Source organism: Lysobacter sp. yr284 (genome assembly GCF_900107375.1).
In the GTDB taxonomy this organism is placed as follows: domain Bacteria; phylum Pseudomonadota; class Gammaproteobacteria; order Xanthomonadales; family Xanthomonadaceae; genus Lysobacter.
Window position 1 is genome coordinate 174471 of record NZ_FNPT01000006.1, and the last position, 21878, is coordinate 196348.

Here is a 21878-nt window from a genome sequence, read left to right on the forward strand (position 1 = left end):
ACGGGGGCCGCCGGCGGCCCCGGCTGTACGTGCCCGTACGGCGGCAGGATTTCGGCATCGGCGCGGCAGCGCCTAAAATGCGTGGCCCCAGCCGACGAGATTCGACATTGATCATCCATCCCAAGGTCCGCGGTTTCATCTGCATCACCACCCACCCCGTGGGTTGCGAGCTCAACGTGCGCGACCAGATCGCCGCCACCCGCGCGCACGGCGTGCGCAAGGACGGCCCGAAGAAGGTGTTGGTGATCGGCGCCTCCAGCGGCTACGGCCTGGCCGCGCGCATTTCCGCGGCGTTCGGCTTCGGCGCCGACACCCTGGGCGTGTTCTTCGAAAAGCCCGCCAGCGAGAAGAAGCCCGGCACCGCCGGCTGGTACAACGCCGCCGCGTTCGACAAGTTCGCCAAGGCCGAGGGCCTGTACGCGCGCTCGATCAACGGCGACGCGTTCTCCGACGAGGTCCGCGCCCAGGCCATCGAGCTGATCAAGAACGAGATGGGCGGCCAGGTCGACCTGGTGATCTATTCGCTGGCCTCGCCGGTGCGCAAGCTGCCCTCGACCGGCGAAGTGAAGCGCTCCGCGCTCAAGCCGATCGGCGCGCCGTACACCTCCTCGGCGATCGACACCAACAAGGACCAGATCGTGCAGGCCACGATCGAGCCGGCGACCGAGCAGGAGATCGAGGACACCGTCACGGTCATGGGCGGGCAGGACTGGGAGCTGTGGATCGACGCGCTGGAGCGCGCCGATGCGCTGGCCCCGGGCGCGCGCACCGTCGCCTTCAGCTACATCGGCACCGAAATCACCTGGCCGATCTACTGGCACGGCGCGCTGGGCCGGGCCAAGGCCGACCTCGACGCGACCGCGCTGCGCCTGGACGAGCGCCTGCGCGCGCACGGCGGCGGCACGGCCAATGTCGCCGTGCTCAAGTCGGTGGTGACCCAGGCCAGCTCGGCGATCCCGGTGCTGCCGCTGTACATCTCGCTGGTGTTCAAGGTGATGAAGGAAAAGGGCCTGCACGAAGGCCCGATCGAGCAGCTCGACCGCATGTACCGCGAGCGCATGTACCGCGAGGACGGCCAGCCCGCGCAGACCGACGAGCAAGGCCGCCTGCGCCTGGACGACTGGGAACTGCGCGAGGACGTGCAGGCGCAATGCAGCGCGCTGTGGCCGCAGGTCAGCACCGAGAACCTGTTCGCGCTGAGCGACTACGCCGGCTACAAGCACGAGTTCCTCAAGCTGTTCGGCTTCGACCGCGACGATGTCGACTACGACGCGGACGTCGACCCGGACGTGAAGTTCGACTGCATCGAAATGTAAGACGAAGGGCCGGCGCAAGCCGGCCCTTTCGTTTGCGCCCCCGCGAAAGCCGCACCACTCCCCTTGTAGGAGCGACGCAAGTCGCGACCGCGCCACTGCGCTTGCATCGAAAGCCGGAAGCCGCGCAGCCGCGGCGCTCGCAGGCTCGCGGGCCGACCGACGGAAACATCGGTCGGGAACGTCTTCGGCTTGCCGGGGCGTTGCGGCGCGCGCGGTATCGCGGTCGCGGCTTGCGCCATGCCTGCAATCGGGGGATGCGGTCGCGCGTCAATCCCCGGTGGCCACCGCCGGCCCCGCCAGCGGCGCCGCGCGCCGCGCGCGCAGGCGTTCGCTCAGGCGCTTGCCGGCGCGGATGCCCGGCTCCTCGATGCAGCGATAGCTCAGCAGCGAGCCCGCGCACAGCGCCAGCGCGCAGGCGATGTTGACGATCCAGAACGGCAGCGTGCCGCTGAGCGCGTAGGCCTTGACCCCGGGGATCGCGAACACCGCCAGCAGCGCCAGCCCCTGCGCCAGGTAGATGCTGTAGCTCATCGCGCTGAGCCGGCGCGAGGCCGGCCACGACAACGCGCCGAACAGGTCGTTGCCCGAGCACAGCACGAACAGGAACGTTCCCAGCAGCGGGCAGAACGCCAGCAACGCCAGCATGCCGATCTCGCGCGTGCTCAGCATCGCCCAGAACGCCAGCGCGATCGCCAGCAGCGCCAGCGCGCCCCAGCGCCGCTCGTGCAGGCGCAGGCGTTCGCCGATGCGCTCGTGCAGCAGCGAGGCGACCAGCATGCCGGTGGCGAGCATCGCGATCAGTTCGGCCAGCACCGCCAGCAACAGCGCCGGCCGCGGTTTGACCCCAGGCGCGAAGCCGCCGTCCCAGGTGCCGGCGAGGATCGTCAGCAGGCAGGCCGCGACCACGCCGGCGCTGAACGCCAGGTGGCGTCCGCGGCGCACGAACACCGCCCACAGCGGCAGGGTGAAATAGAACAGCCACTCGAACAGCAGCGTCCAGGTGACCCCGGCCAGGATGGTGCCGGTGTCGGCGTAGCCGTTGATCGCCGGCGGCGGCGGCAGGATGCCCAGCGCCAGCCACGCGAGCGCCTGGCCGATCACCTGCAGCGGCGGCTGCCGCCACTGGAAACCGGTGCGGTAGGCGACGACGACGATCATCGTCGCCACCGCCGCCACGTACATCGGCCCGAGCCGGAACACGCGGCCGATATACAGCTCCTTCCAGCCCGGCCGGCCGCCGGCCTTGAGCAGCTTGTTCCAGAACAGGAAGCCGGTGAGCATGAAGAACAGCGCCACCGAGATCACCGCGGCGACGTTGTAGAAGCGCGCCGACGAAGGCTTCCACACACCGGTCAGCAGATAGTCGTAGTGCACGATGGCATGCACCGCGAACACGCCCAGGGCCAGGAAGCCGCGCAGGCCGTCGAGGGTATCGGTGCGCCGTCCGCTGCGGCCGGCGCCGTCGGCGCCGCGGAACGCAGGCAAGGACGCCAGCGCGAGGCAGGCCAGCATGATCGCGAAATACGGCCATACCGTGTGGATATCGACCATACGCTGAGCGCCGCGGGAGTGGGGTGGCAGCAGGCTAGCGGCGCGGCCGCGCGGCTTCTGCCGTGCGGATCACGCTTCCCGGGGGACGCCGGCGAGCAAACGTGGACTGGGTTGGTATTCCGATTTTTTGCGTGCCATCGCCACCGCATACAGCGCGCGGGCGCCGATCGCGGCATCCGCCGCCACCTTTCCGGGAACCGTGCCGCCCGTCATGACTCGCATCGACCGCCGCGATGGCGCCGCACCGATCCGCGAATTCGACACCGTGCGGCTGATCGCGCCGATCCTGCCTGCGCGCATCGACCGTAGCGTGGGACTGCGCGCGCCGCGGATCGGCGACCTCGGCGCGGTTGTGCACGTCTATGCGGCCGCACCGTCGCACGAACCGCTGTTCGCGGTGGAATGCGTGGACGCGCAGGGCCGCACGCTGTGGCTGGCCGACGCGCTGGCCTGCGAACTGGAGCGGATCGACCCGGCCTGAGCGGCACCGATACGACGAAGGCCGGCTTGCGCCGGCCTTCGTGGACGTTGCCTGGCCGCGCCGCGGTCAGAAGTTGAACAGATAGCTGAACTTCATGAAAAGCTGCTTGCCCGTGTGCATGTCCAGCCCGCGCGTGGGCACGACGATGTTCGGGTTCTCGTTGATGCGCAGGTTCTCCTGCTGGTCGGTGTAGCCCAGGTAGAACGCGGTGCCGGGGTTGGGCGAATAGCTCACCAGCAGGTCGGTGACCAGCTTCTTGCCGCGCGGGATCGCGAACAGGTTCTGGTTGGAGTCCAGCGCGCGGTAGTCGAAGATCACGTGCGCGGCCCAGAAGCGGCTGAACTGGTACTTGATCTTGGTGCGCGACTGGGTGGTGCTGAACACCCGCGAATCCGAATCCTGGCCGGCCAGCGAATGCTGGGTGCGCAGTTCGTCCCAGATGAAGGACTGGTCGATGCGCAGCTGCGCGAACGGGCTGATGGTGAGCTTGATGATCGCCAGGCGCTGGTCGCCGACGTACGGATCGAGCCCGGCGGCCGGCGAGTAATTGATCTTGTCGCGCACCGTGATCGTGGCTTCGGCGGTCAGCCACTTCCACCACTCGGTGCTGGCACCGAGGGAGAAGCCGCTCATGTAGAAGTCCTTGCCCGCGAAGGTCTCGTAGTTGCGGATCAGGTTGCCCTGGAACTTGGTCTGCAGCAGGCCGTTGACCACGAAGCCCGGCTCGACGCTCCAGTCCTGCACGTCGTTGCCCTGGTCCACGGTGTACTGGGCGGTCAGGGTCGGGCCCATGCTGATCAGCCACGGCGCTTCGGGGAACTGCTTGAGGTAGGACGACTTTTGGTAGAGCTGGCGGATGTCCACGCGCGGCAGGTAGGCCAGTTCGGCCTCGAAGTCCTTGCTGGCGTCGAAGTACTGGCCGTCGAAGTTGAAGTTGCGGCCGCCGCGGATCGCCTGCAGGAAGAACAGGCGGCCGTCGCGCTTGTAGCCGTCGACTTCCTCGGAGTTGCTGTGCGCGGCCTGGGCGTTGAGGCTCCAGCTGTCGTTGATCTTCATGCGCGAGTCGACGCTGAAGACGCGGTTGTACTGGTCGCCGACGCTGCGGTCGGACAGGAACACGCCCAGGTTGGACTGCTGGCCGATGTCGCGCTGGACGCGGGCGATGCCGATCTTGCCGGTCTTGCCGGCGTCGTCGCCGCCGACGGTGGCGCCGGCGTACTCGTCGTCCATCAGCAGGCCGCCGACGGCCCAGCGGCCGAGCCGGCCGGACACGCGCGCGCCGTACTGCGGATTGACGATGCGGCGCGAGTAGAACATCGATACCGGCGAGGTGAAGATGCCGCTGTTCTCCAGGAAGAACGGCCGCTTCTCCAGGATGTTCTGCTCGTAGCGCTCGTTGACGATGACCTGCGGCTCGTCGGTCTCGACCTCGCCGAAGTCGGGATTGACGGTCAGGTCGACCGCGATCGAATCCTTGATCACGAACTTGGCGTCCACGCCCAGCTCGCTGCGGCGGTGGCCGCGCATGTCCGGGCGGCCGGCCGAGTCGACGCCCAGGGTCTGCGCGTCGCGGTAGGTCATGTGCGGGATGACCTGGATGTTGCGGCCCGGGCGCAGGTCGTCGTCGATGCGCGCGGTGGCGAACTGGGCGACGAAGCCTTCCTTGCGCTCGGTGATGTACGGCCAGTACACGAACTCGTTGGTGCGCGGGATGATGCGGTTGACCGCGATGCCCCAGTCCTGCTTGGAGCCGCGTTCGAAGCGCAGGCTCTTGAACGGGATCTGCATCATGGTGACGTAGCCGTCGGCGGTGATCTTGCCGTCGGAGACCCACTGGGTGTCGAAGTTGAAGTCGTAGCCCGGGCCTTCGGTGTAGCGGCTGTCCATCTGCGCGCCGTAGGGGTTCACCGTGAACACGAACGCGCGCTGCTTGTCGTGGTAGGTGTCGAGCATCAGCTGCACGCCGTCATCGCCGAACACCGCGTCGCGGCGGGCGATGCGCGCGCGCACCTGCTTGGGATCGTCCTTGCACACGAACACCACGTACAGGTTGTGGTCGTCGTACGACAGGTAGGCGCGGGTCTCCAGAGTGGAGGGCACGCCGTCGCCGGGCTTGTTCTGGCGGAAGTCCTTGACCTCCGCGCCCGCATTGGCGGGGATCTTGCCGATGTAGTCCTCGAGCCGCGGCGCATGCTCGGTGCGCGGAATGTCGAGAACGTCTTGAGCGTGGGAGCAGAACGAAGCGCTCAACAGCCCCAGCATCGCCAACCACAGAGATTTACGCCGCATCGCTAACCACCTTCGTATTGAGAAAAAAGGATTCCTTTCCGGCGGCCGCGGCGGCTGCCGAATCGTCGTTGCTCCAGGAGCCCGCACCCGCGCCGGCCCCCGTGCGCAGCGCGCGCGGCTTGCGCAGCACCGCCCACACGCACAGCCCCAGCGCCACCGCCTGGATCGCGCTGGCCAGCAGGATCCGCGCGTGCAGCTGCGGCAGTTCCACGCCGCCGACCGGCATCACCGCCGTACACACCAACCAGCCCAGCGCCAGCAGGACCAGGTTGCGCGCCGACGGCAGCGCGGCCGCGGCGATCAGGCTCCACAGCCACATCGGCGCGATCAGGCCGCTGTGGTCGGGCAGGAACGGGCTGCGCATGGTCGCCAGGCCCAGCACCGCCACCCACACCGCGGCGCGTTCCAGCCGCGTCATCGAGGCGTTGCGCGCGGCCGCGACCAGGGTCAGCGCGATCGCCAACGCGGTCCACACCCACGACACCGCGCCCATCACCGCGCGCGACATGCCGTCCGCGCCCAGCGCCTTGGCCTTGAGCACTGCGCCGGGCACCGACTGGTTGAGCGCGCTGACCCACTCCAGCCCCGGGATTTCCAGGAACGCCCAGGCGTCGCCGCTGGCGATGCGCGGGGCCTGGTAATGCAGGAACGCCTCGAACGGCGCCTTGCCGAACCAGGCCAGCGCGATCGCGCTGTACAGCACCGAGAACGCGAAGGTCCAGATCGCCGCGCGCCAGCGCCTGGTCGCCAGCAGGTAGATGCCGAGCAGGCCCGGGAACAGCTTGAAGATCGCGAAGCCGAGCATGGCCCCGCCGGCGGCGTTGCGGCCGCGCTCGAACTGGATCATCGCCAGCACCGACAGCGAGATCGCGGCGAGCTGGAAGTTGCCGACCTGCAAGGTCACCACGATCGGGCTGGACACCATCACCAGCGGCATCAGCAGCCAGGCGCGGCGGCCCGCGCCCTGGCCGATGTAGGCCGCCAGCGCCCACAGCCCGGCCAGCACGATCGCCGCCTCCACGCCGAACCAGACTGCGCGCAGGCTGTAGAAATCGCCGCCGAGCAGCAGGCCGAGTTCGGGCAGCAGCACGAACTGCGGCAGGTACATGAACTCGTCCAGCTTGAAGTGATCGACCGAGCCGGTGTACAGCGCCACGTCGTAGAGGTTGGCCGCGCCCTCGCGCGCCAGCTCCGCCGCCTGCCAGTAGGCCGAGTAGCAGCTGTGGCCGATGTAGAACGGGTCGAACCAGAACGCGGAGAACTGCGATTGGCCGGCGTCGGCCATGTACAGGGCGACGCCGAGCAGGCGCGCGATGGCCAGCAGCGCGGCGAGCGCCAGCAGCGCGAACGCCAGGCCGTGGCCGCGCCGGCGGCCGTCCCACTGCGCCGGCAGGCGCCGCGCCAGCGGGTGCCACAACAGCGCCAGCGGCGCCGCCGCCAGTGCCAGCGACAGCGCGAACGGCAGCCCGCCGGCCAGCGCGCCGCGGCCGACGCCGGCGACGACGGTGGCCAGCATCGGCCAGATCAGGCCCAGCGCCAGCGCCGCGGCGAGCGCGCGCTCGGCCGAGAGTTTCGTGGACGGTGTTGCAGTATTCGCGTTCATCGCGGTGCGCGCTCCTTGCGCGGCACGATGCGCGCGGCGGTGTCCTGGTTCATTGCGTTCTCCCCCTGCCTTGTGGGCGCGCCGCTCAGCGCGCGTGCGCTCCGGCGAACTGGCTCACCCCGTCGACCTTCCCCGAGAAGAAGAACTGGTGCAGTTCGGTGAAGTCGTCGAATTCCACGTCGCAGCCCGCGTCGCGGCCTTCGTGGTTGCGGTCCACCCGCAGCAGCGTGCTGATCCCGAACGGACGCGCGCCGGCGATGTCGTTGACCGGGTGGTCGCCGATCATCCAGATCCGCGCCGGATCGATGCCGAGCTTGTCGATCGCCAGCCGGAACGGCGCTTCCTGCGGCTTGTCGGCGCCGGCCTCCTCGGACGTGACGACGTAGTCGAAGCAGTCGTCCAGGCCGAAGTAGATGATCTTGCGGAACTGTATCTGCGAGGTCAGGTCGGTGATGATCGCCGTGCCGATGCCGCTGCTGCGCAGCGCCTGCAGGAACTCGCGCACGCCCGGAAACAGCTCGCAGTGCGACAGGAACGTGCGCCAGTAGGTCTGCTCCAGGTCGAGCGTGATCACCAGCTGGGTCTTGCGCCCGAGGATCTCGATGCCGCGCTGGAAGTACAGCAGCCGGCTGTGCGAGCTGGCGGTCTTGCCGAGCTGGCGCTTGACGTCCTCGCGCGCGCGAGAGAACGCGCTGCTGACCTCGTCCGGGGCGACGCCGAGCAGCTTGGCGGCCTTGCGTTCGGCCGCCGCCAGCGCCTGGCTGTGCGGCCGGTCGTAGGCGTACAAGGTGTTGTCGGTGTCGAAAATGATCGCCTGCGGCGCGCGCAGGACCTTGTCGTTGTTGTGGATTCTCAGCGTCATCGGATGCGGCTCTTCAACGATTCTTCGATCTGGATCAGCACGAGCAACTGCATGATTCCGCTCATGCCCCCTTCCCACTGCGGGCGGATGTCGAGCATCTCCTCCAGCCCCGGCACCAGCGTGTGCGCGGCCATGGCGATGTCGTCGGCGTCGACCTCGCCCTCGATGCTCATTTCCACCTCGCTGCCGTCCTCGCTGGACTGCACGTCCAGGTGCAGGCCGCAAATGCCGATCAGGATCCGCGCCAGGCGTTCGTGCGAGGTGCCGTTGCGGATCAGCGCGACCAGCTTCAGCCGCACGTGTTCGAGCGCGTCGCCGGTTTCCAACTGGCGCGCGTTGACCGGCTCCAGCCGCAGCACCAGCCGCGCCAGGCTGCGCTGCGGATGGATGTGCAGGCGCGAGTCGGCCATGCGCTTCTCGATCGAGGCCAGCACGGTCGCCATCGGGTGGCCGCGCTGGTGCACGTCGCGCTCGATCTTCCAGGCCCGGCGCAGGCGTTCGTCGAGGTCGAGGAACACCGACACGTCGAAGCGCTCGCGCAGCCCGCGCATGTGCAGCGCGTGCAGGCCCGAGGCGATCACCACGTCGTTCTTGTCGATCCGGGTCGGCGCGGTGAAGCGGCCGGCGCCGTGGTCGTAGTGGCGGCACAGGATCGGCTTGCCGTCCATCAGCGCCAGCACGTCGTTGTTGAAGCGCTGCAGGTCGTTGGCGCGCGGATTGAGGTGGGTCAGGCCCTTCCACATCGGCGCGTAGCGGTCCCAGACGTGGTAGTCGTCGCCGGACACGTGCACCACCGAGTGCTCGCCGAAGATCCCGGCGAGCGCGCGGCTGAGGGTGTCCTTGCCCGAGCCCGAATCGCCGGCGATGCCCAGCGTCACCGGCTTCTGCGCGATGCGGTAGTAGTCGTTGCGCGCGACACGCTCGCGCAGCATCTGCACCAGCAGCACCAGCCCGGCGGCGACGATCAGGGTGTAGGCCAGCGAATGCAGGTGCGGGCTCAGCGCGCCGCCGACCGCGGCCAGGCGCGCGGCCGGGTCGAGCCCGGTCCACGGCAGCGCGGCGCCGCTGGAATAGACCAGGTGCATGGCGATCAGCAGGACCGAGAACACCGCGGTCAGCACCCGCGCGCCGCGATCGCTGTGCAGCTGGTGGGCGACCAGGAACGGCACCAGCCACAGGTACCAGCCCGGCGGCGCGGGCGTGGCCAGCACCACCAGGAAGAACGCCAGCCCGGTTGCGGCGACCAGCAGCTCGAAGCTGATCCGGCGCAGCCGCCACAGGCCGTAGATCGCCAGCAGGTACAGCAGCGGGGTCAGGTAGACGCGCAGGTCGTGGCCCAGCGGCAGGGCCAGGTCGAACAATCGCAGCGATTCGGGCGTGCCGAACACCATGCGCACGAACCCCGGCGAGGCCAGCCACGGCGCCAGCGACAGCAGCGCGGTGACGGCGAAGCCCTGCGCGAACGGCCGCAACAGCCCGCGCAGGCGCTTGTTGCGCCACAGGTAGATCGCCAGCACCGGCGCGGCCAGCAGCATGCTGAACTTGGCCGCGAACGCCAGCCCCAGGGCGACGCCGCCGCGCAGCACCCGGTACTCGCGCAGCGACAGCAGCGCCCACAGCAGCAGCGCCACCGGCACGATGTCGGTCTGGCCGTTCCAGTAGGTCACGTACAGCGCGATCGGCGACCACCAGTACAGCCACAGCAGCATGCGCGGGCGCTGCGGCCACAGCCGCAGCAGCAGGTACAAGGTGGCCAGATCGAAACCGAGCAGGCCCAGGCGGAAGCCGATGCCGGTCAGTTCCGGAATCCCCGCCAGGGTCGCCGCGAGCAGGCCCAGCGCGGTGCCGGGCAGGTGCGCCAGCAGCATCGCCGGGCCGTAGGGATAGGCCATCGGGTCGCCGCCGGCGGCGAGGAAGGCCGACCACGGGTCCAGCGCCGGATGGGCGATGGCGCTGGCGACGAACGGCACGAACCACTGCTGCTGGATTTGCGGTGCCAGCAGCACCGCCAGCGCCAGCTTCAACAGCAGGCCGAACCGGAACACCGGGTCGCGCCAGATCCGGTCCGCGTTCATCGCCACAGCTCCGGTTCCTTGGTGCATACCGCTTCGGCGGCGATGCCTTCGCGCGCCAGCAGCGCGCGCAGGGCCGGGATCTCGCTGCGGGCGTCGCGCCCTTGCAGTTCGGGCGAGACCAGGCACAGCTTGAACCCGGCGTCCTGCAGCCGCCGCGCCTGCGCGCCGTCGAGCGGGAAACGGGTGAAGCAGTCCACCCACACCCACTGGATGCGCCCGGCCAGGCTCAGCGCGGTATCGATGGATTCGAACTCCGACACCCGCACCGCGCAGCGCGATTCGCCGCGGTGGGCGGTGCGCACCAGGAACGGGAAGGACTGGTCGAGGAAGAAATAGTCCTCGATGCCGCGCTCGCGCATCAGCGCGATCAGGCGCTCCTCCAGGCCTTCTTCCTTGACGTTGAGGATCAAGGTGCGGTGGCGGAAACCGGCCAGCCAGTCCTCGAAGCGTTCGCCGTCGGCGAAGGCGTCGTGGTGGATGATCAGTTCCTCGCCGCGGCTGCGCAGGTCGAGCTCGATGCCCAGGTCCGCGGGCGTGGCCTGCAGTTCGGCCAGGGTGTTGCGGCGGTGGCGGATCACGATCATGCCCGGCGCTCCCGCAGTTCGCGGCGCAGGCGCAGGCTGAAATCGACGGTGCGCTTGATGAAGCGCAGCTTGGCCCGCCAGTTGACGTTCCAGTGCGAGTGGCCGTGCGCGCGTTCGCCGAAGCGTACCGGGAAGCGGCGCACGCGCAGGCCCTGGCGCAGCGCCTGGTGGTAGGCGTACAGGTCCAGGGCGAAATCCTGCGGCGGATCGCGCCAGGTGTCGAAGAAGGCGCGCGGGAACAGGGTCGGCTGGGCGTTGATGTCCCACATGCGCCGGCCCAGCAGCACGGTCTCGAACGCCGACATGCCGACGGTGAAGGCGACGTCGGCCAGCGGCCGGCCGTAGCGGCGGCCCTTGACGAACAACCGCTGCGGATCGGCGTCGGCGTCGAACCATTGCAGGCCGCGCAGCGCATCGAACGGGTCGGTCTGCATGTCGGCGTGGGTCCAGCCGATCACCTCGCCGCGCGCCGCGCGCAGGCCGGCGAGGATGCCGTGGCCGTAGCCCTGGTTGACCTCGACCCGCACGCTGCGGATGCGCGACTGGCCGGCGAGCAGCTGCGCCAGCACCGCCGGGCTGTCGTCGCTGGAACCGTTGTCGACCAGCACCGCCTCGACCCGCTCGTCGCGGAAGGTCTCGCGCAGGCGCGCCACCAGCAGCGGCAGGTTGGCGGCTTCGTTGTAGCAGGGGATCACCAGCGACAAAGTGGTGCGCGCGCCCGCGGCCTCGTGGCCGCCGGGCAGGGGCTTCGGCGCATCGGCGCGTGCGGGATCGGCGCCGAACACGAACAGCTTGAGGCCGACGAAGTTCATCGCCGCGGAGACTCCGGTGGCGGCGACGAACGCCAGCGCCAGCGCGATCTCGCCGCGGCCGAGCACGGCCAGCGCCAGCGCGTTGACCGCCACGTTGGCCGCCAGCGCGACCGCGTAGACGGCGAGGAAGCCGAGCAGCTCGCGCGGATGCCAGCGTGCGCCGACCCGGAAGGTGAAGGCGCGGTTGGCGAAATAGCCGAAGGCGGCGCCGGCGACGTAGCCGGCGGTCTTGGCCGGATGCACCTCCAGCGCCAGCCACAGCAGGCCGCGATAGACCGCGAAGTCGATCGCCACCGCGGTGAAGCCGACGAGCAGGAAACGCGCCAGTTCGCCGCGCAGGCGCGAGGTCGCGGCGGGCGCGGGCAGGGCGTTCACCACGTCGCCCGCTCCGGCTGGCGCATGCGGTAGCGCTGTTCCAGCGCCGCGCGCGCCGGCTCGGCCACGCGCGGATCGCGTTCGAGCCGGTACGGGTGCGCCGGCCACTTGTGGAAGCACGATTGCCAGTACTCGTAGGTGCGCAGGTCGTCCGGCGTGCCCCAGCACAGGTAGTGCGAAACCTCGAACACCTTGCAGCGCAGGCCCTGCGCCAGCGCATCGTTGATGCAGGTATCGACGTAGAACTCGCCGTTGACCCGGCCGTCGCGCGCGATCATCGCCTGCGCGGCGGCGACGAAGTCGGCGGCGCGGCGGAAGGTGAAGGTGCCGAGCACGATCGGGTCGTTGGCCGGATCGGCCAGCGGCTGCTTGACCGAGACCGCGCGCACCGCGCCGTCGGCCTCGTCGACCCAGCCGTAGTGCTGCGGGCGCCGCGCCGCGCCGGGATAGCCGCGCGCCGTCCACACCAGCACGTCGGCCGACTCGTCGGCCAGCGCCTGCGCCAGCGCGTCGGCGTCGAACACCGCGCCGTTGTCGCAGGCGCCGATGGTCAATGGCTGTTCCAGGTCGATCCCGTCCAGGCCGAGCAGGCAGGTGCGGGCCTGGCCGTCGGTGACTTGCTCCAGGTCGATCTGCGCGCTGCCGGGAAAGCGCGCGCGCAGGGCCTCGCCGATGCGCTCGCGCCCGGGAATGTCGCGGCGCTGCACGAACACGCGCTGCGCCGGCTGCGGCAGGTCGCGCGCGGCCTGCACCACCATCGCCTCGCCGGAGACCTCGATCAGCGGCTTGGGATCGGCGTAGCCTTCGGCGGCGAAGCGCGAGCCCAGCCCGGCCATCGGCACCATCACCGCGCCGCGCTGGCGCGGCGGCGGCTGCGCGCGCGCAGGATCGGCGATGCGGCGGAACGCGTCGGACCAGTAACGGTATTCTTCCAGGTCCTGCGGCGTGCCCCACTGCATGAAGTGATTGAGCTCGTACACCGCGATGCGGCGGCCGTCCTCCAGCAAGGGCTTGTAGGCCAGGCTGACGTAGCGCTCGCCGCCCAGTTCCAGGTCCGGCCGCGCCATGGTCCGCTCGAACGCGTCGCGCATCAGCGCGGCGGAGGCGAAGTAATAGCTGCCGCTGGAGGCGTATTCGCTGCGCGGCTGGTCGGTGTAGGGCTTCTTTTCCTGGATGTCGAGCACGCGGCCGCGCTCGCTGCGCACGTAGGCGTAGTTGGTCGAGCCCATCATGTGCGGGTGGAAGCCGGTGTAGCAGGGGATCGCGCCGTCGCAGCCGCTTTCGCTCATCGCGCGCTTGAAGTCGGCGTAGTCCCAGCTGCAGGTGAAGTCGCAGTAGTTCACCAGCGTCGGCGCGTGCGGGTCCAGGTAGTCGATCGCCTGCAGCACCGCGTTGACCGGGCCGAGCTTGTGCGGCGCGATCGCGACCACGCGCCCGCTCGGGCAGTACTGCGCGAGCAGGTCGGCCATGCGGTAGGACGGTTCTTCCAGGTGGTCGCGGTTGCACACGAACACGAACTCGGTTTCGCCCGGGAACATGTCGACCACGTGGGCGACGATGGGCTTGCCCTCGACTTCGATCAGCGGCTTGGGCACGCGGTAGCCGGCGCGCCGGAAGCGCTCTCCGAAACCCGACATGGGAACTACGATCTGCATGGATTCCTTCCGTGGATCAGTTCGCGATGTGTTGGACGCAGCGTTGGATCAGTTCGTTGTCCGCATCAGCGAACGGCGGTACTTCTCGGCTTCCCAGTCGATCAACTCGGCGACGTCGCCCTCGCCGAGTTCGGCCAGCGCGGCCTCGCCGTCGAGCCGCAGCGCCACCAGCGCAAGGCAATGCAGCATCGCCTGCGCGCCGGCGGACAAGTCCGGCGCGGTCAGCACGCCGGCGCCCGGCACCAGCGCGAAACACGGCGCCGCGCCGCATTCGGCGGCGGTGCGCGCGAGCGCCGCCGACAAACGTTCGCCTTCGTTCACCACCGCCGCGCGCGGCCCCAGGAACACCGCGTGATCCGGGTACAACACGCCGCCGGCGGCGACGCGCAGCGCCTGCGCATCGGTCGCCAGCGCATGCACCAACTCCAGCGGCGCCGGCGCCCAGTGCAGATCATTGGCCTGCGCCAGTCGCTGCGGCTGCGACGACGGCGCGTCGCGTTGGGGAAGACGCAAACGGCGCTCGACCTCGGCCAACAAGGCTTCGGCGCCGGCGCGGTCGGCGGCGCCGACCACCAGGCCGTGATTGCCGAGCACCAACACGTCGGGCGCTTGCGTATCCAGTATTCCGGCCACCGCCTGGGTCAGCCGATGGCCCGGCCGGCGATACGGCACCCACGCCCAATTCAGGCCGTTCAGCCGCTGCGCGAGTTGCGTTTGCGCATCGCGGCGTACCGCCCAGGCGATGGTGGCGACGCTGTGCACGTGCACCACCAGCGCGTGCGGCAGCAACGCATGCAGCGACGTTTCGATCGACGGACGCAGCGCCAGCCCTTGGCTCAACAGGTTCACGCGCGCTTCGCCGTCGTCGTGGCGCAACGCCTCGCGTACCTGCGCCAACGGCAGCGATACGAAAATGTCGCGCTCGTGCGCATGCGCAAGCCAGGTGCCGGACGCCTTCACCCACAGCGCGTCGTCGCGCTTGAGCGAAGTGTTGCCGCCACCGCCCTGCACCAGCGACGGGTCTGCGCCGATACGCGCAGACAGTGCGATTAGATCGTTTAAAAAGTCAGCATTGACCACATCACCCACCCCTGGGCAATGGTTGCCGACCGCACCTGCGGTGCCCCGTTCAACTGCCGATCCATGCATCGGGCCCCCCCGGGCCAAAAACTCCTGAAGCGCGCAAAAACCCCTATTCCTATCGGGAAATGGAAACGAAACCCTTCACCGTCCGTTCCCCGATCGCGTACCGCTCGTCGGCGTTGATTCGGCTCCCCAGCCGGGCACTGGCGTGCCGGCAACCGAATGTGGTCCGCTTTGCGCCCGAACCCCGTTATGTGCATAGGATATATACGGGGGGCGCGACTGACTGCACACCAAGGATGACAGCGACCACGGGTTGCGTGCAACAACATCTCAGGTTCTGCGAAGAGTTCGTGCCATTAAATCGCCGACAGGGTAGGTCGGCTGACGATGTTTCGTCACATGGAAGGTAAAGGGATGAGCGAGATCGATCATCGCATCGCTGGGTTGTCCCCGGCGAAGCGCGAGCTTTTGCGTCAGATCGCAGCGCGTCAGCGCGCTGCGCAGAATCGGATCCAAGCGCGGCCGCGCCCCGAGCGCATTCCGCTGACGTTCGGACAGCGCCGCTTGTGGTGGCTGGACCGCTTCACGCCCGGCATGACGGCGTACAACTCGCCGGCGGCGCTGTGGTTGCGCGGCGCGTTGGACGTGCAGGCGTTGCGCGAATCGGTGCAGGCGTTGGTCGATCGCCACGAGGCGCTGCGGACCGTCTACCGCACCCACGACGGCGAGCCGCATCAGCTGATCCTGGATCGGCTGCAGGCGCCGTGGCGCGAGTCGCGCGCGCAAGGCGGCGATGCCGATGCGCGCAACGCCGATGCGTTGCGCCAGGCGCGCGAGGACATCCGCGTGTCGTTCGACCTGAGCCGCGATGCGATGCTGCGCGCGCTGCTGATCGAGGCCGAGCCGCAGTCGCACCTGCTGGTGTTGACCTTCCACCACATCGCCATCGACGGCTGGTCGATCAGCAAGCTGCTCGACGAGCTGTACACGCTCTACAATGCGCGCGTGCGCGGCGGACAGGCGACGCTGGAAGAGCTGCCGCTGCAGATCGCCGACATCGCGGTGTGGCAGGACGAAACCCTCGGCGGCGAAGGCCTGCAGCCGCAGCTGGACTACTGGCGCGAGCAACTGACCGGCGCGGCGACCACGCTCGACCTGCCCGCCGATCGCGCGCGTCCGGCCGCGCAGAGCTTCCGCGGCGCGTTGTACCGCACCGAGATTCCGGCCGAGCTCAACCAGCGCATCGAGGCATTCGCGCGCGAGCGCAAGGCGACGCTGTCGATGGTGTTCCTGGCCGCGTACCAGGCGCTGTTGTCGCGCTACACCGGCCAGGACGACATCACCGTGGCGATGGGCGTGGCCGGGCGCAACCGGGTCGAGCTCGAATCGGTGGTCGGCTTCTTCGTCAACACCCTGGCGATGCGCACCCGCCTGGACGGCGAGCCGAGCTTCGCCGAACTGGTCGAGCGCGTGCGCGAAAGCGTGCTCGGCGCGATGGAGAATTCCGACGCGCCGCTGGACAAGGTGCTGGAAACCCTGCGCCTGCCGCGTTCGCCCAGCCATACGCCGCTGGCGCAGGTGATGTTCTTCTTCCAGAACTACCCGGCCCAGGACGTCGAACTGGAAGGCCTCACCGTCGATGCGCTGCAACTCGACGAGCTGCAGCCCGGCAACGCGCAGGGCGACCTGAGCCTGTTCGTGAGCCAGGACTCGCGCCGCGAGCTGGTGCTGGAGTACAGCACCGACCTGTTCGATGCGGTGCGCATCCAGCGCCTGGCCGCGCACTTGCTGGCCTTGCTCGACCACGCCGTGGCCGAACCCGATGCGCGCGTGTCGGCGCTGCGGCTGATGGGCGCGGACGAACTGGCCGAACTGGCGCAGTGGAACGACACCGCGCGCGAACTGCCCGCGCAGCGCACCCTGGCCACGCTGGTGCAGGCGCAGGTGGAGCGTTCGCCCGATGCGATCGCGCTGAGCTTCGGCGCGCGCCATATCGCCTATCGCGAACTCGATCGACGCGCCAACGCGCTCGCGCATCAGTTGCGCGCGGCCGGGGTGAAGGCGGGCGAGCTGGTCGGCCTGTACGTCGACCGCACGCCGGAGATGCTGATCGGTCTGCTCGCCATCCTCAAGGCCGGCGGCGGCTACGTGCCGCTGGACCCGACCTATCCGAGCGACCGCCTGGCCTACATGCTGGAGACCTCGGCCTCGCGCGTGCTGGTGACTCAGCGCGAACTCGCGGCGACGCCGCCGGCCGCGGTCGAATCGGTGGTGATCGCCGATGCCGACGCCGTACTCGACGCCAGCGCCGACGCGCCGCCGTCCGACGGCGCCGGCGAGGACGACCTGGCCTATGTGATCTTCACCTCCGGTTCGACCGGCAAGCCCAAGGGCGTGGAGATCCGCAACCGCTCGGCGGTGAACCTGCTGCGTTCGGTCGCGCGCGAGCCGGGCCTGGCCGCGGGCCAGAGCCTGTGCGCGATCAGCACGCTGTCGTTCGACATCGCCCTGTTCGAGCTGGTGTTGCCGCTGACCGTCGGCGCGCACATCGTGCTGGTCGACCGCGACACCGCGCGCGACGGCATCCGCCTGCGCCGATTGGTCGACGAGGCCAAGCTCGACGTCATGCAGGCCACCCCGGCGACCTGGCGCATGCTGCTGGAAGTGGGTTGGCGCGGCAACGACGCGATCAAGATCATCTCCACCGGCGAAGCGCTGCCGCGCGAGCTCGCCGACCGCCTGCTGCCGTGCTGCGGCGAGCTGTGGAACCTGTACGGGCCGACCGAGACCACGGTGTATTCGGCGCTGTGCCGGGTGTTGCCGGGCGAAGGCGCGATCCTGGTCGGCAAGCCGGTCGACAACACCCAGATCCACATCGTCGACCGCAACATGCAGCTGCTGCCGGCCGGCGTGCCGGGCGAACTGCTGATCGGCGGCGACGGCCTCGCCGCCGGCTATCGCGGCCGTCCGGACCTGACCGAAGAGAAGTTCATTCCCGATCCGTTCGCCGCTGCGCCGGGCAGCCGCCTGTACCGCACCGGCGACCTCGCGTTCTGGCGCTACGACGGCACCCTGGAAGTCATCGGCCGCATCGATCACCAGATCAAGCTGCGCGGCTTCCGCATCGAGCTGGGCGAGATCGAATCGGTGCTGGCGCAGTTCGCCGGCGTCACCCAGGCGGTGGTGCATTGCCGCGAGGACCGTCCCGGCGACAAGCGCCTGGTCGCCTACGTCACCGCCGACGGCGCCGCGCCGGCGGCGACCGCGCTGCGCGACCATCTGCGCGCGGCGCTGCCGGACTACATGGTGCCCAGCGCGTTCGTCGCGCTGGAACGCTTCCCGCTGACGCCCAACGGCAAGGTCGACCGGCGCGCGTTGCCGGCGCCGGAAGACGTGGCCGGCGGCGAGGACGGCGGCGACGAGGACATCGCGCCGCGCACGCCCGAAGAAGAGACCATGGTCGAGCTGTGGAAGCAGTTGCTCAACGTGCGCCGGGTCGGCGTGCGCGACAACTTCTTCGATCTCGGCGGCCACTCGCTGCTGGCCACGCGCCTGCTGGCGCGCATCGACCAGCACTTCGGCATCGAGCTGCCGCTGCGCGCGATGTTCGAGGCGCCGACCCTGGAACAGCTGGCCGCGCGCGTCGCGGTGGCGCGCGAGCAGATCGACGGCGCCGACCTGGAGGCGCTGCTGGCGAGCCTGGAAGACCTCAGCGACGAGGAAGCCGCGGCCCGCCTGGGCCAGGCCATGGGAGGCGGAGAGCAGTCATGAGCGAGTTGGACGCGCGTTTGGCCGGTTTGTCGCCGGAACGCCGGGCCCTGGTGCTGCGCCAACTGGCGCAGCGCAAGGCCGCCGCGGCGCGGCCCGGCGTGGTGCGGCGCGAGCGCCCCTCGCGCCTGCCGCTGTCGTTCGCGCAGCAGCGCCTGTGGATCCTCGATCAGTTCGACCCGGGTTCGGCGGTGTACAACGTGCCGCTGTCGCAGTGGATCGACGGTCCGCTGCGGCGCGAGCCGCTGCAGCGCGCGCTCGACGAAGTCGCGCGCCGCCACGAGAGCCTGCGCACGGTGACGCGCAGCGACGCCGAAGGTCCGTACCAGCAGATCCTGGCGCCGGCGCAGGTGCCGCTGGGCTACGCCGACCTCAGCGACCTGCCGGCCGCCGAGCGCGACGCGCAGGCGATCGAGCTGGCGCGCAAGGAAGCGGCGATCGGCTTCGACCTGACCCACGGCCCGATCCTGCGCGCGCTGCTGGTGCGCACCGGGCCGGAGCGCCACCTGTTGGTGATCAACGCCCACCACATCGCCATCGACGGCTGGTCGCTGGGCGTGATCCTGGAAGAGCTGCACGCGCTGTACCAGGCCTTCGAAGCGGGCCAGCCCTCGCCGTTGGCGGAGCCGCAACTGCAGTACGTCGACTACGCGCTGTGGCAGCGCGACGAGTTCGAGCACGGCACCCTGGCCAAGCAACTGGAGTACTGGAAAGAGCGCCTGTCCGGGCGTCTGCCGGTGCTGGAGCTGCCCGGCGACCGGCCGCGTCCGCCGCGCCAGAGCCCGCACGGCGCGGTGCTGCGCGCGGTGCTGCCCGAGGACGCGTACGAGCGCGTGCGGCAGATGGCGCGGCGCGAAGACGCCACCGCCTTCATGGTGCTGGTGGCGGCGTTCCAGACCCTGCTGATGCGCTACTCCGGGCAGACCGACCAGGTCCTCGGCGTCGGCGTGGCCAACCGCGGCCGGCCCGAGCTGGAGTCGATGGTCGGTTTCTTCGTCAACATGCTGGCGCTGCGCAACGACCTGTCCGGCGATCCGAGCTTCCGCGAACTGCTGGCGCAGGTGAAGGAATCCACCCTGGGCGCGTACTCGAACCAGGACCTGCCGATCGAGCGCCTGATCGAGGAGCTGGACCTGGACCGCGCGCAGAGCCACACGCCGCTGTTCCAGTCGATGCTGTTCTTCCAGAACTTCCCCGGCGAGTCGCGCACCGAATCGGGCCTGCGCCTGAACACGGTGGCGTTCGACACCGTCAACCAGGGCACCGCGCGCACCGATCTGTCGCTGTTCGCGGTGGAAGACCGCGGCCAGCTGGTGATGATGTTCGAGTACTCGACCGCGCTGTTCGACGAGGCCACCATCGCCGCGTTCGCCGGCCAGCTGCAGCGCCTGCTCGCGGCGGCGGCCGAAGACCCCGCGCGCACGCTCGGCGAACTGGACATCCTTTCGCCGCTGGAACGCCGGCAGCTGCTGCGCGACTGGAACGACACCGCGGCCGAGACGCCGGCGCTGCCGCTGCACGGGCTGTTCGAAGCCCAGGCCGCGCGCACGCCCGCGGCGATCGCGGTCGAATCCGGCGAGCAGCGCCTGAGCTACGCCGAACTCGATGCCCAGGCCGAAGCGGTGGCGCGCGCGCTGGCCGCGCACGGCGTCGGCGCCGGCGATCTGGTCGGCCTGTACCTGGAGCGTTCGCCGGCGATGCTGGCGGCGCTGTTGGGCACGCTCAAGGCCGGCGCGGCCTACGTGCCGATGGACCCGAGCTATCCCGCGCAGCGCCTGGGCTACATGCTCGAGGACGCGTCGATGCGGCTGGTGCTCGGCGATCGCGACCTGATCGCCCAGCTGCCCGCCGGGCAGGCGTCGCTGAGCCTCAAGGACGCGCTGGCCGATGCCGGCGGCGCGCGCGCGCCGATCGCAGTGGGCCCGCGCGATCCGGCCTATGTGATCTTCACCTCCGGCTCGACCGGCCGGCCCAAGGGCGTGCGCGTGCCGCACGGCGCAGCGGTCAACTTCCTCGCCTCGATGGCGCGCGAGCCCGGCCTGGGCGAAACCGATGCGCTGTGCGCGGTGACCACGCTGTCGTTCGACATCGCCCTGCTGGAACTGATGCTGCCGTTGAGCGTTGGCGCGCGCGTGGTGCTGGCCGACCGCGACACCGCCGGCGACGCGATGGCGCTGGCGCGCTTGATCGAGCGCTCGCGCAGCACCGTGGTGCAGGCCACGCCAGCGACCTGGCGCATGCTGCTCGACGCCGGCTGGCACGGCCGCGCCGACCTGCGCCTGCTGTGCGGCGGCGAAGCGCTGCCGCGCGAACTCGCCGACCGCCTGCTGGAACGCTGCGCCGAGCTGTGGAACATGTACGGCCCGACCGAGACCACGGTGTGGTCGACGCTGGAGCGCGTGCGCCGCGACGGCGCGATCTGCATCGGCAAGCCGATCGCCAACACCCGCGTCTACGTGGTCGACCGCGCGCTGCGGCCGTTGCCGGCCGGGGTTCCGGGCGAGTTGCTGATCGGCGGCGACGGCGTCGCCCTGGGCTATCTCGACCGGCCCGAACTGACCGCCGAGAAGTTCGTGCCCGATCCCTACGCGTCTTCGCCGGACGCGCGCCTGTACCGCACCGGCGACCTCGCGCGCTGGCGGCGCGACGGCCGGCTGGAGGTCATCGGTCGCATCGACCATCAGGTCAAGCTGCGCGGTTTCCGCATCGAGTTGGGCGAGATCGAGGCGGTGCTGGCGCAGTTGCCCGGCGTCGGCCAGGCGGTGGTGCATTGCCGCGAAGACCGTCCCGGCGACAAGCGCCTGGTCGCCTATGTCGTCGCCGACGGCGATGCGCCGGGCGCCGGCGCGATGCGCGAGCACCTGCGCGCGAGCCTGCCCGACTACATGGTGCCCAGCGCGTTCGTGACGCTGGAGCGCTTCCCGCTCACGCCCAACGGCAAGGTCGACCGCAACGCGTTGCCGGCGCCGGACAGCGGCGCCGACAGCGAGCGCTACGTCGCCCCGCGCAACGACGACGAGGCGCGGCTGGCGGAGATCTGGGCGCAGACGCTGGGGATCGAGCGGGTCGGCGTCGACGACGATTTCTTCGACCTCGGCGGCCATTCGCTGCTGGCCACCCAGTTGCTCAGCCGCATCAACCAGGCCTTCGCCTGCGATGCGCGGCTGCGCACGGTGTTCGAGGCGCCGACCGTGGCCGGCTTCGGCCAGTGGCTGCAGGCGCAGTACGCGCAGATGCTGCAGGACGACGACGGGCTGGCCGGGATGCTCGACAACCTGGAAGGCCTCAGCGACGAGGAAATCCAGGCGTTGCTGGCCGATCAGGTCGCGACGGGAACCTGATCGACACGCCGCGGCGGCGCGGGGGCGCCGGCCGCGGACGGGCGTTGCGTTCGCGCAACGCTTGGGGAAACACCGGTTTT

General features: G+C 69.9%; 14 protein-coding genes. 4 read left to right on the plus strand and 10 right to left on the minus strand.

Annotated elements, in window-relative coordinates; genetic code table 11:
- Positions 1-107: 107 nt before the first annotated feature.
- Positions 108-1316, plus strand: coding sequence for an enoyl-ACP reductase FabV (gene fabV / locus BLV01_RS12290; protein ID WP_091799596.1), 1209 nt, complete (start codon positions 108-110; stop codon positions 1314-1316).
- A gap of 267 nt (positions 1317-1583) precedes the next feature.
- Here fabV and BLV01_RS12295 read toward each other — a convergent pair whose 3' ends face one another.
- Positions 1584-2867, minus strand: coding sequence for an acyltransferase family protein (locus tag BLV01_RS12295; RefSeq protein ID WP_091799599.1), 1284 nt, complete (start codon positions 2865-2867; stop codon positions 1584-1586).
- A 211-nt stretch (positions 2868-3078) separates the two neighbouring features.
- Here BLV01_RS12295 and BLV01_RS12300 point away from each other — a divergent pair, with 211 nt between their 5' ends.
- On the plus strand, positions 3079-3348 hold the full coding sequence (locus BLV01_RS12300; protein ID WP_091799602.1) for a hypothetical protein: 270 nt from the start codon (positions 3079-3081) through the stop codon (positions 3346-3348).
- A 66-nt stretch (positions 3349-3414) separates the two neighbouring features.
- Here the strand turns inward: BLV01_RS12300 and BLV01_RS12305 are convergent, their stop codons facing one another.
- The 9 genes from BLV01_RS12305 to BLV01_RS26285 form a co-directional block, all read right to left on the minus strand.
- A complete protein-coding gene (locus BLV01_RS12305; RefSeq protein WP_139178648.1) occupies positions 3415-5637 on the minus strand; it encodes a carbohydrate binding family 9 domain-containing protein in 2223 nt (740 codons plus the stop codon).
- On the minus strand, positions 5627-7240 hold the full coding sequence (locus tag BLV01_RS12310) for a glycosyltransferase family 87 protein (protein WP_091799607.1): 1614 nt from the start codon (positions 7238-7240) through the stop codon (positions 5627-5629). The genes BLV01_RS12305 and BLV01_RS12310 overlap by 11 nt, the downstream gene beginning before the upstream one ends.
- A gap of 85 nt (positions 7241-7325) precedes the next feature.
- A complete protein-coding gene (locus BLV01_RS12315; RefSeq protein ID WP_091799610.1) occupies positions 7326-8102 on the minus strand; it encodes an HAD family hydrolase in 777 nt (258 codons plus the stop codon).
- Entirely contained in the window at positions 8099-10177 is a 2079-nt protein-coding gene (locus BLV01_RS12320; protein WP_175485896.1) for a phosphoribulokinase/uridine kinase, read from the minus strand. The genes BLV01_RS12315 and BLV01_RS12320 overlap by 4 nt, the downstream gene beginning before the upstream one ends.
- A complete protein-coding gene (locus BLV01_RS12325; protein ID WP_091799616.1) occupies positions 10174-10761 on the minus strand; it encodes a phosphatidylinositol-specific phospholipase C/glycerophosphodiester phosphodiesterase family protein in 588 nt (195 codons plus the stop codon). The genes BLV01_RS12320 and BLV01_RS12325 overlap by 4 nt, the downstream gene beginning before the upstream one ends.
- Complete coding sequence (locus tag BLV01_RS12330) at positions 10758-11948, minus strand: glycosyltransferase (protein WP_217633498.1); 1191 nt, start codon at positions 11946-11948, stop codon at positions 10758-10760. The genes BLV01_RS12325 and BLV01_RS12330 overlap by 4 nt, the downstream gene beginning before the upstream one ends.
- Complete coding sequence (locus BLV01_RS12335) at positions 11945-13603, minus strand: NTP transferase domain-containing protein (protein WP_091799619.1); 1659 nt, start codon at positions 13601-13603, stop codon at positions 11945-11947. The genes BLV01_RS12330 and BLV01_RS12335 overlap by 4 nt, the downstream gene beginning before the upstream one ends.
- 48 nt (positions 13604-13651) lie before the next feature.
- A complete protein-coding gene (locus BLV01_RS12340) occupies positions 13652-14752 on the minus strand; it encodes a class II aldolase/adducin family protein (RefSeq protein WP_091799622.1) in 1101 nt (366 codons plus the stop codon).
- 267 nt (positions 14753-15019) lie between these two features.
- Positions 15020-15205: a hypothetical protein gene (locus BLV01_RS26285; protein WP_175485898.1), complete on the minus strand. Its 186-nt coding sequence runs from the start codon at positions 15203-15205 to the stop codon at positions 15020-15022.
- Between BLV01_RS26285 and BLV01_RS12345 the strand changes: the two genes are divergently transcribed.
- Together BLV01_RS12345 and BLV01_RS12350 are read left to right on the plus strand one after the other, a co-directional pair.
- On the plus strand, positions 15158-18460 hold the full coding sequence (locus BLV01_RS12345) for a non-ribosomal peptide synthetase (RefSeq protein ID WP_305791398.1): 3303 nt from the start codon (positions 15158-15160) through the stop codon (positions 18458-18460). The genes BLV01_RS26285 and BLV01_RS12345 overlap by 48 nt on opposite strands.
- Positions 18457-21798, plus strand: a complete 3342-nt coding sequence (locus BLV01_RS12350) for a non-ribosomal peptide synthetase (RefSeq protein ID WP_091799629.1) — start codon at positions 18457-18459, stop codon at positions 21796-21798. Before BLV01_RS12345 ends, BLV01_RS12350 begins: the two co-directional genes overlap by 4 nt.
- The last annotated feature ends 80 nt before the right edge of the window (positions 21799-21878 follow it).